At 56.7% G+C, this 13,453-nt stretch carries 11 protein-coding genes and 2 pseudogenes; 8 read left to right on the forward strand and 5 right to left on the reverse strand.

Features of this window, described 5'->3' with window-relative positions; all coding sequences use genetic code 11:
• From repA to ACJJVH_RS18215, 4 genes are all read left to right on the forward strand, one after another.
• A complete protein-coding gene (repA, locus tag ACJJVH_RS18200; protein ID WP_412065619.1) occupies nucleotides 1–1,194 on the forward strand; it encodes a plasmid partitioning protein RepA in 1,194 nt (397 codons plus the stop codon).
• 4 nt (nucleotides 1,195–1,198) lie between these two features.
• Entirely contained in the window at nucleotides 1,199–2,200 is a 1,002-nt protein-coding gene (gene repB, locus ACJJVH_RS18205; RefSeq protein ID WP_412065620.1) for a plasmid partitioning protein RepB, read from the forward strand.
• A gap of 155 nt (nucleotides 2,201–2,355) precedes the next feature.
• Entirely contained in the window at nucleotides 2,356–3,669 is a 1,314-nt protein-coding gene (gene repC, locus ACJJVH_RS18210) for a plasmid replication protein RepC (protein ID WP_412065621.1), read from the forward strand.
• A gap of 228 nt (nucleotides 3,670–3,897) precedes the next feature.
• Nucleotides 3,898–4,044, forward strand: a complete 147-nt coding sequence (locus ACJJVH_RS18215; protein ID WP_412065622.1) for a hypothetical protein — start codon at nucleotides 3,898–3,900, stop codon at nucleotides 4,042–4,044.
• 92 nt (nucleotides 4,045–4,136) lie between these two features.
• On the opposite strand, the gene ACJJVH_RS18220 is transcribed toward ACJJVH_RS18215, so the two are convergent.
• Entirely contained in the window at nucleotides 4,137–5,144 is a 1,008-nt protein-coding gene (locus ACJJVH_RS18220; protein ID WP_113393405.1) for a hypothetical protein, read from the reverse strand.
• Nucleotides 5,145–5,538: 394 nt separating this feature from the next.
• On the opposite strand from ACJJVH_RS18220, the pseudogene ACJJVH_RS18225 reads away from it, so the two are divergent.
• From ACJJVH_RS18225 to ACJJVH_RS18240, 4 genes and pseudogenes are all read left to right on the forward strand, one after another.
• A pseudogene (locus ACJJVH_RS18225) lies at nucleotides 5,539–6,513 on the forward strand (IS110 family transposase).
• Between the two features lie 256 nt (nucleotides 6,514–6,769).
• A pseudogene (locus ACJJVH_RS18230) lies at nucleotides 6,770–7,300 on the forward strand (TIM barrel protein); the annotation flags it as partial.
• A gap of 227 nt (nucleotides 7,301–7,527) precedes the next feature.
• Nucleotides 7,528–7,854 (forward strand): hypothetical protein, encoded by a 327-nt coding sequence (locus ACJJVH_RS18235; RefSeq protein ID WP_412065623.1) that lies wholly within the window; start codon nucleotides 7,528–7,530, stop codon nucleotides 7,852–7,854.
• A 568-nt stretch (nucleotides 7,855–8,422) separates the two neighbouring features.
• The gene (locus ACJJVH_RS18240; RefSeq protein WP_412065624.1) at nucleotides 8,423–9,616 is read left to right on the forward strand and encodes an MFS transporter; all 1,194 of its coding nucleotides are present in this window, start codon (nucleotides 8,423–8,425) and stop codon (nucleotides 9,614–9,616) included.
• Between the two features lie 292 nt (nucleotides 9,617–9,908).
• Here ACJJVH_RS18240 and ACJJVH_RS18245 read toward each other — a convergent pair whose 3' ends face one another.
• The 4 genes from ACJJVH_RS18245 to ACJJVH_RS18260 form a co-directional block, all read right to left on the reverse strand.
• Nucleotides 9,909–10,397, reverse strand: coding sequence for a hypothetical protein (locus tag ACJJVH_RS18245; RefSeq protein WP_412065625.1), 489 nt, complete (start codon nucleotides 10,395–10,397; stop codon nucleotides 9,909–9,911).
• On the reverse strand, nucleotides 10,394–11,605 hold the full coding sequence (gene lhgO, locus ACJJVH_RS18250) for an L-2-hydroxyglutarate oxidase (protein WP_412065626.1): 1,212 nt from the start codon (nucleotides 11,603–11,605) through the stop codon (nucleotides 10,394–10,396). The genes ACJJVH_RS18245 and lhgO overlap by 4 nt, the downstream gene beginning before the upstream one ends.
• Before the next feature lie 32 nt (nucleotides 11,606–11,637).
• On the reverse strand, nucleotides 11,638–12,345 hold the full coding sequence (locus ACJJVH_RS18255) for a GntR family transcriptional regulator (RefSeq protein WP_412065627.1): 708 nt from the start codon (nucleotides 12,343–12,345) through the stop codon (nucleotides 11,638–11,640).
• A gap of 103 nt (nucleotides 12,346–12,448) precedes the next feature.
• The gene (locus ACJJVH_RS18260; protein ID WP_412065628.1) at nucleotides 12,449–13,444 is read right to left on the reverse strand and encodes a VOC family protein; all 996 of its coding nucleotides are present in this window, start codon (nucleotides 13,442–13,444) and stop codon (nucleotides 12,449–12,451) included.
• Between the last annotated feature and the right edge of the window lie 9 nt (nucleotides 13,445–13,453).

The following is a 13,453-nucleotide window of genomic DNA, read 5'->3' on the forward strand; positions in this document are numbered from 1 at the left end:
ATGCAGCCGAGCCTCGCGCTACAAGAAGATCAAGAGCACCTGCCAACGCTTCTGGCAACAGACGCGCAGGAGTTGTCTTATCAGCTCCAGCAGCATCAGGCAAAGATCTTCCCGCCTCAATCCCGCAAAACAATGCGGATGTTTTCGCCCGCCGAGGCCGCTGCCTTCATCGGCATCGGAGAGGGCTATCTTCGCCAGATCGCAGCCGAAGGCCATGGACCGGACCCGCTGCCAAACGGGCGGCGGCTATATGCGGCGGAGGACATGGATCGCATCCGCAGGGTTTTGGACGAACGGAACGGAACCCCCAAATACGTGCCCCGGCGCCGCGGGGCCGAAAAGCTGCAGATCATCTCGGTCATGAATTTCAAGGGCGGTTCGGGCAAGACGACCACGGCGGCTCATCTCGCGCAGTATCTGGCGCTGAGAGGCTACCGCGTGCTTGCCGTCGATCTCGATCCGCAGGCATCCTTATCCGCCTTGTTCGGCCATCAGCCCGAACTCGATGTCGGGGAGAATGAAACGCTCTATGGCGCCATTCGCTATGAACAGCCACGCCCGATAACCGACATCGTTCGCTCGACCTATACGCCGAACCTGCATTTGATCCCCGGAAATCTCGAGCTCATGGAATTCGAGCACGAGACGCCGCGCGCAATGGCGGCCGGCCGTGCCGAGACGATGTTCTTTGCCCGCATCGGCGAAGTTCTCACCGAAATCGAAAGTTTTTACGACGTGGTGGTCATCGATTGCCCGCCACAGCTCGGTTTTCTGACGATGTCCGCGCTTTGCGCCGCGACATCGATCCTCATCACCGTTCATCCGCAAATGCTCGACGTCATGTCGATGTCGCAGTTTCTGACCATGACCAGCGAACTCATGTCCGTGGTCGAAAGGGCAGGGGGTCGCACCAGTTACGACTGGATGCGTTATCTCGTAACCCGCTTCGAGCCCAACGACGGGCCGCAAAGCCAGATGACCGGCTTCATGCGAGCGATTTTCGGCAATCGCATGCTTCGCAACGCCATGGTCAAGTCCACAGCTGTTGCCGATGCCGGCGTTACCAAGCAAACCCTTTACGAGGTCGATCGTGCCCAGTTCACCAGAGGCACCTATGACCGCGCTCTGGATTCGCTCAATCTCGTCAACAGCGAGATCGAGACGCATGTCCGCCTGACTTGGGGAAGGAAATAACTAGATGGCGCGCAAAAATCTCCTCGAAATCTCGGCGCCGAATAACGAGCGTGCAGATACGCCCGTCGCAAAAGACAGCCGCCCGATCGCCGGCTTCCTGCCGCAGGCACGAAACTCCGGCCCCGTGGGCGGCATTACCAGAACGCTTGGAAACATCACGGAGAAGATCGAGCGGGCCAGCGATCTCGAACGGCAGCTGGCGGAAGGCCAAACGGTCGTCGACATCGACCCCGATCTTATCGACGGATCTTTCGTCAGCGATCGCCTCGAAATAGATCCCATCGAGCTCGGCCAGCTCATCGAGCAGATACGCGAGCACGGCCAGCAGGTCCCGATTCTTGTGCGCCCCCATCCGGAGTCCAGGGAGCGGTTTCAGGTTGCCTATGGCCACCGCCGCCTGGCAGCGGCAAGAGAGCTTGGCATCAAGGTGCGCGCCGTCGTGCGTCAGCTTACCGACGATCAGCTGGTGGTCAGCCAAGGCCAGGAAAACAGTGCCCGCACCAATCTATCCTATATCGAGCGTGCTTTGTTTGCATTGCGCCTGGAGCAGCGTGGCTTCGGCCGCGATGTCATCATGGCGGCGCTTGGCGTGGACAAGGCAGCGCTTTCCAAGATGCTGATCGTCACCAGGCAAGTGCCGCTCGCCCTCATCAGCGTCATAGGCCCGGCGCCGGAAATCGGCCGCCGGCGCTGGCTCGAGCTCGGAGAACGCCTCGATAGCGTTGCCTCCGAGCCGATAGTGGCGGAGTTGTCCGCGGACCACTATCGGAAAATGACGAGCGACGAGCGCTTTCAACGAGCGTTGGTTCTGGCGACGGGCAAGCCCGCCTCTGCCAAAGCAGCCGCTCCGCAATCATCCATAGCCGGTCTTCCGGTGACACTTAAGCGAACACCGGCACGCGCCACCTTCGTTTTCGACAGCAAAGCGGCGCCCGGTTTCGATCAGTTCGTACAGGAGAGACTACAATCTCTCTTCGACGAGTTTCAGCAAGGAAAGGAAACGTAGCCCGCAAAAGAAAAAGGCCCCCAAACGACGCAGTCGTGGAAGCCCTTCTCTGATCTTAAGCAAATCGAGAATCGCACTTCCCCGAATCACAGTCAAGAGTCTTTGGCATCGTTTTGGTGAGCAAATTTCTTTTGCCACAACGTAGGTGAAAGAAAATGGAAGCCGAATATGTGACGACGCCTTTTGGGCGGCGGCCGATGACGCTTGCCATGTTGACAGCTCAAAGAAGAGCGGAGCATGGCAAGCCGGTCAGGTCCGTCGACAAATGGAAAATTTATCGCGCACTCTGCGAAGCCAAACCTCTCCTAGGGGTAACGGACCGGGCACTCGCCGTTCTTAATGCACTGTTGAGCTTCTATCCGAAGAGCGAACTCTCGGATGAAGTCAACCTGATCGTGTTTCCCTCGAACGAGCAATTGTCTCTGCGAGCTCATGGCATGGCCGAGCAGACGATCCGCCGCCACCTAGCCGCGCTGATCGCCGCCGGTCTTCTTGTGCGCCGGGATAGCCCCAATGGCAAACGCTATGCCCGCCGGAACAGGGCAGGGGACCTCAATGAGGCCTATGGCTTCTCATTGGCGCCACTGCTTGCGCGCTGGGAAGAAATAGAGCGTCTGGCCGCCCAGGTCGTGGCCGAGCGACTTCACATGCAGGATCTGCGCGAGCGCATCAGCCTTCACCGGCGCGACATCGCCAAGTTGATCGCTACTGCGGTTGCAGAGGCGGTCGAAGGCTCCTGGGACACCGTCCACACGGGTTTCCGCGCACTCATCGATGGACTTCCGCGCTCCCCCACCGCAGCGGAACTGGAAGCTCTCCTCAACAAGCTCGGCCGCCTTCATGGTGAAATTATCAAGCGATTGGAAACACACATGAAAGCCACAGAAATAAGCGGCAATCCCTATCAGAATGAGCGGCACATACAGAATTCAGACTCCGAATCCCAAATTGAATCTGAAGCCAAAGCAAAATCGCCTGTGCCGATATTCGTGAACATGGACGTTCCATCGGCAGCTCCAAATCGAGTGGAGGCTGCAAAGGCCGCAGAAGACTTTGGTTCCACGTCGCCTGTACCTCAGCACCGTCATCCGGATGCTATCGCTGGGATGCACACAGGCGTAAAATCCTTCCCCCTGGATCTCGTGCTGCGCGCATGCCCGGACATCAGCGCCTATGGACCGACAGGTGCGATCCAAAGCTGGCGAGATCTACTCTCCGCTTCGCTTGTCGTCAGGTCAATGCTCGATATCAGTCCAGGCGCCTATCAGGAGGCACACGCCGTCATGGGAGCGGAAAACACAGCTACCGTAATCGCCTGTATCCTTCAAAGGGCTCCCCATATCAACTCTGCCGGTGGTTATCTCCGCCATCTGGCGCGCCGAACGCAGAAAGGAGAATTCGCCATCGGCCCCATGCTCATGAGCCTTCTACGGGCACATACGGCCCCCACTGCCGGCAAAGCAGCGTAGCCCGACGACAGCCTAGTGGAAGACCGGCTCTATCCTGTGCGTAAAACACGATCGGACGCCCAATCCATAAGGCTTTTGAGACCATTAGCGCATGCCAACATACTTTTTCGTCATGCGCGAGATTTCACGCCATGTAGATCCAGCGGCAATAAAGTAAGGAATAGCTTCTGTGTGCGATTTTAATTCAATGAAATCAATCTGCTAGCGGCGGTAGAAAATACGGTCGAAATGACCAGACCAACCATGGGAGGCGAAATCGCCAAGCAGGAACACTACAGTTTTATGCCGTTTTTGCCGGCAAATGTCCATATGTTTTCGATTCCGAGCCCGGTTCGCATCGTTGCATACCTTCCGGCGATCACTCTCGAAGAATGAAGCAGACGCACGCGATAAGGATTTAACGGCAGCGACAATCCTGTTCGGAATTGCCGCTGGCCGGACGTCCTTGTCAGCTTCCCGGATGGATATTATTGCGGGTCGCAGATCGGTATCGGCCGCGCAGGCGGTGCCGGATGGTCCTTTTTGTATTGAACGATGACCGGCTCGAGAGTTTCCTTCGGCCAGAACTTCGGCGTACCGATTTCCTTCAGGCAGGACTCGTTCCAGTATAATCCCGACTGTGCAGGGGAGCGGCCGGCTGCCACGGCCTTCGCGACGGCCTTTATATCCGACGACTCCGGATAGATGTAAAGGGTTGTCGGATTATCCTTCACCAGGGAAATGATCTGGTTCGCGTCCGATGCAGACCAGCTCGTGCAGCCGTCGCTGCGACCTCCGGCATACTCCACCAGCTTTCCGAGCGGTACATATCCTTCCCGATTGGCATAGGGGCTCTGCGGATCCCTCTTCATGCATATGCCGGCGACCTTGGCCGCGGCATGCCCGCCAATTGCCCGGGCGCGGGCATTCGCGGTCTCGCCTTCGCCATCGAACTGGACGAAGGTGCGAAGGAAGGCGGCGTCCTTGGCCTGGGAGATCCGGTAGTAGCCCTTGAAGCTCGTTTTGGTTTCCTCCGTCATGTAGGAGCCGCCCATGGTCAGGTTCGAATCCATCGCATTGCCGAAGTTTCTGGCGCACATCCGCCCGTTGCCGAAATCGACAACGCCTTTAAGATCACGGCCGCTGCCGTGGCCCGACGAGACGACACGGAACGTCTGCGTCGCTTCACAAACGATATAGAAGCGACCGGCCGATTTGCCGTCGGCCGGATTGTTGGGGCGTGTCGCGTCCATCGCGAAATAGCAGGGATTTCTGACTTTGCCCTCACTTACCTTACGCATGTAGAGAGCGCGTGCTCTTTGCAGGATCGGTTGGGCAATCTGGCCTTCGCCCTGGCCTACATAGGCTGCCAGCCAGGTTGGAATATCCGGCTGGCGCCCTGCGGCTAAAGCTTGCGATGTTACCGGAAGGACGATGGCGAGAGAGCAAAGGCTGAGCATCTTGACGACGCTTCGGAGGGCATATTTCGACCGCACGGAATTGAATCTCCTGTCAAACATTTCAGATCCGAATGCGCCGCTGCCGGCAAGAGCGGCATCGACGGCCTGCCTGCCCCACAAGCTTGGCCGCCATGCGCCGGATCCAGAAATCATAGTTGTGCGCTGCTTTGCTGAACGTAGACCTAACGGAGGTGAGGTTTCTCGGCGGCGATGGAAAATTCTTCGCCTGTCATTGGATTTTTTCGACCTGTTTCGTCAGCATTCCTTACCGATCGCGGCGCAAATATGGCGAACTTCGGCCCCTAGTTGTTTAGATGGGATATTCGGCTGGCGTCCCCTCTAGCGGTGATAAGTTGAGGTGCTGCGCTTCAAGCTGATGATAGACGTGGTCTGTATGAAGCAGCCACAAGCATCAGAAAGGAAGCGCAGCATGAAGCATTTTGCCGGACTGGATGTTTCTGTCAAAGAGACCTCCATTTGCATAGTAGATGAAACGGACGCTTCCTGGAATTTCGCACGGGTTGGGCTTGAGGCGGGGCCGTTGTCGCAATAGTTGTTCAGTGGCCTCGCGGAAGCTGGGTTGCCGGCGATCTGCATCGAGACACGACATGCGAAGGCGTTCCTGAAAGCACAGGTTAACAAGACCGACCGAAACGACGCTCGCGGCATCGCACAGATGATGCGTGTCAATCTCTTTCGGCCGGTCCATGTCAAAACGTTGGCAAGCCAAAAGCGACGCGTCCTGCTGACCGCACGTAAACTGCTTCAGGAGAAGGCCATTGCTATCGAGAACGATATCCGTGGCCTGTTGCGCAACTTCGGCTTGAAGGTTGGCATTGTTGGCACCGGCAAGTTCGAGGAACGCATCCGGGTTCTCGTCGGCGACATGCCGGGACTGTGCGACATAGTGGATGCCCTTCTTGTAGCACGACAGAACCTTCGCAAGCAGTTCACCGTGCTTCATGAACGGCTGTTGTCTATTGCGAAGAATGACGCTGTTTGCAGAAGGCTGATGACAGTTCCGGGTGTTGGGCCTGTTGTCGCTCTGGCTTTCGCTGCCACGATAGACGTTCCGGCCCGCTTCCGAAGTTCGAAAGCCGTGGGTCCCTTTCTCGGGCTAACTCCACGCCTGCATCAATCCGGTGAGGACAGTCGAGTGGGCCGCGTCTCTCTGTGTGGCGATCCGATGATGCGAACATTGCTTTATGAAGCGGCGCAAGTTTTGCTGACCGTCGTGAAGAAGTGGTCCTGGTTGAAGGCCTGGGCGAAGAATGTCGCCAGACGCCGGGGCCGACAGAGAGCAACCGTTGTCCTTGGCCGCAGGTTGGCAGTGGTCATGCATAGAATATGGTCTGACGGCAGTGAGTTCCGCTGGATGCGGGAGGAGGCTTGCTCCGTCATGTAAGATACAAGCCCGTTGCGGGCGAAACGACCGATAACAAGATCCGCCACGGGTGGATGAATGTCCTTCGCGGGACGGAGGATGAAGAGAGGGCGTGCCGGGACTCGTATCCATTGTGGCAACACAAATGAGGACGTTGTTTAGGTTGCCCCCTTCATTCCAACTGATCCCATGCCGGGAGGGCCACTGCGCCAATCCCGAAGAGAAGCATGGCCCCGCGATAGACATCGAATACCATTGGCCGAGAAAAGCTCGAAGACTAAAGGGCCTGAGGGAGTCCGCCGCGATGGCAAGACGGCTTGAGGCGCGTACGCTGATTGCCCAGGCGGGAGATGATTTGGTTGGTATCGCAAGAAGCGAGCAACGTGCTGCACTGACCGAGACATTGATAAAGGCTGGTGAGGTTCTCGCAGGAACGGGGGTGCGGCTCGGTGTCGAGCCACTGAATACGCGGATCGATCACGTCGGTTACTTCCTGTCCTCGACGCGAGAGGCTTTGGACATCGCCAATGCGACTGGCCGGCCGGAGATCGGTATTGTTTACGACATCTATCATTCGGCTGTCATGGATGAGAATACCGAGGTAATCGGGCCTGACATGGCCAAGGTGTTCCATGTCCATATCGCTGATAGCCCGGGCCGCAACGAGCCCGGATCAGGGACGATTGACCTGAGCGATCGACTGAATTGGCTGTTCGAGAACGGCTATAGTGGATCGGTGGGGCTGGAATACAGGCCGGTTCGACCGTCGAGCCAGACTATTACCAAAGTAAGGTCCTTGTCCGCGTAGCTTTCCCAAGCATCTTGGTTCGGGCGAACCAAGATGCGCTCCATGCGGATGAGTTGCTCGCTTCTGCAATTGTATCCCAGGATTTTACAGGGCTTCAAATCTCAGGCGATGCCGGTGAGCGGCTTTCCAGGGCGGACCTTCCAACGGTAGGCAGTAGTGCCGTGGGGAGGGCGCCCATTGTTCCAATCCTTCATTGTTATAATCTCGCCTCAGCTCGGCATTATTTAATGACAAGCCGTTCAATATTCCCAAATTCGCTTGTTTCGCCGGCGGGTGAAGTTACCCATACCCCACCGCTGGTCACCGACACGCGGGTCATTGTCATGAGCTTCCAGAACGACATGCCCTCGGGCTACCAATACAGTCCTTTCAAAGCTGGGATTGAATACGCTTCTAGGGAACTGGATGCGTCTGCTTCTGCAATCAGCAGGCCATTTATGCGCGTGACGATGGCAGGGATTTCAATCTTTTATGGCTATATCGAGTCCAATTTTGGTAATCTTCTTCATGAAGTGGTCCTTCTTCCTTGTGGCTTATCAACACGACCACGTTAGGCACTTGATCCCGTTTGAGAAGGGCCGTTCCACCTCATCAGCTTCGGGCCGAGTAGGCCTTCAAGGAAAACACCCGAATGTTCTACGGCGATGTGAAAGAGTCGATCGGAGAGCTGATCCCCACGATCGCGTAGTATTCCGCGATCTCATTTGGCAGCATCCGCCTCGCCTAACCGGCGAGGTGCCCCCATTATATGCCAACCATCGAACTCCAACGCTAATGGTGCTCTCTCAGATCATTGTCTTTTGAAGACTCGCGCGTAGCTATCAAGAAGTTATCAGCTTGGTTCTCTTCGAGAGCATTTATCACCCGAACTATTTGTTATTGCGGGATCGCCATCCTAACGAACCGAGCCGCTCGTTCTCCTCAAGGGGCATCTTGCTCTCGCGAGTGTCTACGATGGTCATTTGCCGTACCTATAGATAATCGATCAAAAGTATTTGACGTATAAATAATCGATCTATACAAAATATTTGCGATATAACCGATCGAAGGGTTTCGGCATGTCCCAAACCTCATCGAGCTGCCGCGGCGGAGGGGCCGCGATTGAACCGTGGGAGGAGCCGCATGGCTATAGACATACATTCAACGCGAGCGGAAACACTCTCGCGCTTCAACATCTTCGTCGTTCTCTTGATCCCGCTGGTCTGGACATTTGAGGCGTCCGCAATCGGACCGGCTCTGGGAAGCATTGTCCAAGCTTTCCCCGCAGCCACTGACCTTCAGGTCAAGCTTGTGATGACCATGCCATTCATTACGGCAATCATTTTCAGTGCAATTTCCGGCGTGCTTACACGATTTATCGATCGTAAAGTGATCCTGATTGCGGGACTTCTGATCTACGGCATTACCGGCATGCTTCCGGCATGGCTCAACGATATCAATCACATACTGCTTATGCGTTTGCTGACGGGTGTTGGCGTTGGTCTGGTGTCGCCCATTCCGAACGCTATTATCACCGAGCGCTTCGAAGGCGAGCCGCAACGCAGATTGCTCGGCATGACCTCATCGATTTCGATGGTCGCGAATGTGATCGCCAGTCTCGTCAGCGGCTCGCTGCTTGCCTACGGTTGGCAGTATCCGTTCTACACATTCGGCATCATCTTCGTCATCGCACTCTTCGCTGTGATCGGACTTCCTTCGTCGCTTCCGCAGAAGGATACCGGCAAGCGAGGGGTCAAGAATCTGCCCACATCGGTCTTCGTTCTCTTCGGATTCATGAGCGTGAATTTCGCCATCCAGGCGATCATCACAACGACGGTTGCGATCTTCATGATCTCCGAGCACGTCGGTGAACCATGGATGATCGGCATCGTTATCTCATTCCCAGGCTTGGCCTGCTTCCTGATTAGTCCTTTCTATCCAGAACTGCTCAAGCTGCTGAAAACACGCACCATCCCGGCATCCTTCCTGCTCTACGCTATTGGTTACTACATGCTCTCGCGCGTTGACACGGTTGTCGGCGTGTCGATCGGCGCCTTCATCGTCGGGTTGGGCAATGCCATTCTGACGCCGCACATTCTGGCAATGACTTCGGACCGTATCCTGCCCAGCCAACGCGATGCAGCTTTCGGTGTGGTAACGGCCGGCATCGGCGGGGGCGTGATCCTCTCACCATTCTTCCAGTCACTCGTGACGACGATCGGTGGGACGGAAGCACCGAGGTTCATCTACTTCGCCGCCGCGGTCACGGCGGTCGTTCTGGCTGTTGCCGCGCTGGTATTTGCCAGAGGCAGCAAGCAGGTGACGGTTCAAAAGTAATCGGTGATAGCGGTAACTAGAGTCAATTGGCGGCGTCAGCAGGCGCCGCCAATTCCGTTCTGTTCGGGCGTTCGGCACCCGTTGCGTATTTCACCGACCAATTCCATCAGGCGGTCACATGCCTGCTGCGACGACCGGATGATTGGATCGATGATCCAATGCTCTTTCGCTCATTGAGAAGACGGCACGCGATAGAGAAAGAGAAGCACCAGTCACTGGATATTCGACCAGATGGCGGCTGCGATTCGTCGAACTGCCGCCGACGGCTGGAATGGCTGTCTTTCGCGATGGTTCAGCGCTTATCGACGCCGTGCATCAACGAGATAAACACGGCGGGGCCGGGACCAAGGTTGACCCAACTGTGGTTTGTTTGGCGTTGCCTGATCACGTCGAGCGGAACAAGATCGATTGCCGGTCCGTCGTCGAGAATGAGCTGCGCCCGGCCCGAAAGGAGCATGACGCAGTCTTCGCTCGGCGTCGCATGCATCAGCGGATGGCGCGAGCTATCGATGCGGCAATGCTCGATCTTGTTCTGTGCGAAGAACCGATTGGCTATGGCAGTCCAGACATCCGGCGGCAGGTGGTCTTCCGGCGCCGGCAAGACGAAGTAACGAAACAACGTGGCGCCTGCTGCCGGATAGAATGGAACGTTGGCGGGCATAGAGAAGCTCTGCCAGATCTCCAGGTCCTGGCCTGGCACAAGTTCGACGGCCTCGATCGCTTTTAAATGGGATCGCCCTGACGCGTCGTTCTTGACATCGATGAATCTTGTCGTAGTCACGATTTGCCTCCTTGCCAATGGCTTGGAAAGCACCGCTCGACGATGTCTCGGCCAATCGGGATCGAGGAGGTGGCAGCCGGCGATGGTGCGTTGCAGACGTGGAGCATTCTGTCGGTCTTCAGGAACAGAAAATCGTGCTCGAGGCGGCCATCACGCATAACGGCCTGGGCGCGAATGCCTGCCTCCGTCGGGTGGAGGTCATCAAGGGTAAGTGACGGGCAATATTTGCGGCACGCATCGAGATAGGCCTTCTTGGAAAGCGAGTCGCGAAGTTCAGCCACGGCGGATCCAGCGTTGTTCCAGAGAAGACGCCAGAGACCGGGGAAGGAAGCGTATTCGGTCACGTCACGCAGGTTCACGCTGAACTTCCTATATCCTTCGCGTGCCATCCCAAGGACTGCGTTCGGTCCGACGGTCAGGCTGCCGTCAATCATCTTCGTCACATGGATCCCAAGGAATGGAAGGGCAGGGTCGGGAACGGGATAGATCAGGTGTTGCACCAGTCCGTTTCGAGACGCCGGAAGCTTGAAGTATTCACCGCGGAACGGAATGATCTGATGATTGATTTTCAGTCCCGCCAGCCGTGCGAGGCGATCAGATTGAAGCCCCGCGCACGCGATCAGTTGCCGTGTTTGCCAGTGCCGGTCACCGGCAGTGATCTCAACGGCATCGGCAGTTTCTCGAATCCCGGAGACCTCAATACCGAGTTCCACTTGAACTCCTTGTTGCGCAAGACGGTCGCCCATCGCCTTGCAAATGGCCTTGTAGTCAACAATGCCCGTGGCGTGCACAAGAATTGCGGCAACACCGTCGACCATCGGCTCCCGCTCAAGCAATGCTTCCCGATCAAGCCAGTCGATACGAATACCGTTGGCCTTGGCGCGGTCTGCAAGACCCTTCAGGCGCTGGTGCTCGAGTTCGTTCGTTGCGACGACGAGCTTTCCGCACTCTTCAAAAGGAACGCCGGTCTCACTGCAGAAGGATTTGATCGCCTCGGCGCCTTGCCGGCACAATCGAGCTTTGAGGCTCCCTGGCGCGTAGTAGATGCCGGCATGTATGACACCGCTATTGTGGCCGGTTTGATGAATTGCAAGAGCTGCTTCTTTCTCAAGAAGCACCACGCTTGCGCCGGGGCGCTTTTCCAGCACGGCCATTGCCGTGGCAAGACCAACGATGCCGCCGCCGATGATACAGACATCGTGAACCATTCCATAACTCGATTTGGCTGGGCTGAAGCGGGCTATGATTTGCCGGTCAGGGACAACTCGGCCAGTTCAGCGGTTTTCCGGTAGTGAGCTGCCAGCAGGCTTGTCGCAAGATCGACATCATGCGCCAGAGCAGCATCAGTGATTGCCTTGTGCTCGTCTTCCTTCACGCGCGATTTGCCTGCCAGGCGGGCGACGTGCCTATATCGCTCTCCAGCTTCGAACAACTGTCCACTGATGTTGACCAGCCATCGCGAACCGCAGCCAGCCACAAGCGCGACATGAAAGCGTCTGTGCACTTCCTCCCATTCATGGCTTCGAAGCCGATTGTCTTCGCTTGCCGCCCGAGGCGTTCGCGACAGACGATGGTAGGCGAGAAGCAACTGTTCCTCCCAGGCTATGTCCTGTGCCTCTATCGACTGGCGGAGCGCCATGCTGTCAATCGAAATACGTGCGTGGAAGAGATCGTGAAGGTCGGCGACCGAGAGGGCGGCGACCTTGAAACCGCGATGATCGGTCTGCGTTACGAGACTTTCCATCGAAAGGCGGCTAAGCGCCTCGCGCACGGGGCTGAGACCGACGCCAAATCTATCCGACAACAATCGAATGTTGAGCTTGGCGTCAGCCGGAAGAGCAAGGGTGAGGATATCCTGCCGAAGCGTGTCGTAAATCGAGGAGGCAAGAGTCTCTTTAACTTTGCCTTCAGAGTCTTCCTCGGTCACCGAAGTGGCTACGACTTTCATATGCTCATCGCCTTTTGTTCTGATTTCACATTCGGATGGGAGGATAATCGATCATTGATTGATTATCTACTATCGACCGATTCCCTTCCGGTCCAACATCAAATCATTCTTCAAGATAGCGCTCCAGAGTCATGGGGTTCGGCCTGTTCGGCGTTTCCTTGACCGCACCGTCTCGAAACAGCGTTGCCTCCTCGAACCAGCGTTTGCGCGCGGGCATTCCCCATGGGAAGGCGACGGCCGGATCATTGGGATCCCAGCGGACCGGTTCATTCTCAAGATCGAGAACCTGGTAGTGTGTGTTGAAAAGTTCGACACGGTGACCGTCGGGATCACGGAAATAGACGAACAAGGCGTGACCTGGGCCATGTCGCCCAGGTCCACGCTCGACTCCGCGGCCGAAGCCGAGTTCTCCAGCGACATCGCAGGCGCGCAGCAGATTTTGTGTTTCGGTCGTCATGAACGCGAAGTGGTGAAGTCGTGGACCGTCGCCATTGAAGAAGACGATGTCGTGCGGATTGCCCTTTCGCTGCAGGAAAACAGCCCGAACATTTTCATCGTCAGGCCCGACATACTCCGTCAACCAGAACCCCAGATCCATGTAGGCGTTGAGTGCTTTGCGAAGGTCCGGAACGAGGATCTGGTAGTGGTCGAGCCGTAGCGCCACGCCACCGCGGTGATTGTGAAACGACGTAATCTGACGCGGTTCCACCGGCATACGTGCGCAGAGCTGCAGGGGGATCCCGGACGTGTCGATCATATCGAGCGTCCGGCCCTGATGTGCGACATCGACCCATTGCACTTCACATCCCTGTTTTGAGAAATAGGCGTGGGCCTTGTCCAAATCCTCTTCCGTCAGCACGCGCATTCCGATTCGCGTGCATCGTGTCTCGCCACTGACCTGTCGAAGTACGAGACTGTGGTGGCAGGCTTCCTCGACGCCCCTCAGGTAAAGGACGTTGTCTTCCTCGGCCGTGACCACAAGGCCGATCACCTGTTCGTAAAACAGCCGGCTCGCAGCGAGGTCGCATACCTCCAGGCAAACATGGCTCGTTCTTGTGATGTTGAAGGGTGGGCTCAAGTTGATCTGGGGCAATGACATGATCATACT

Source organism: Rhizobium sp. SYY.PMSO, assembly GCF_046840415.1.
In the GTDB taxonomy this organism is placed as follows: Bacteria; Pseudomonadota; Alphaproteobacteria; order Rhizobiales; family Rhizobiaceae; genus Rhizobium.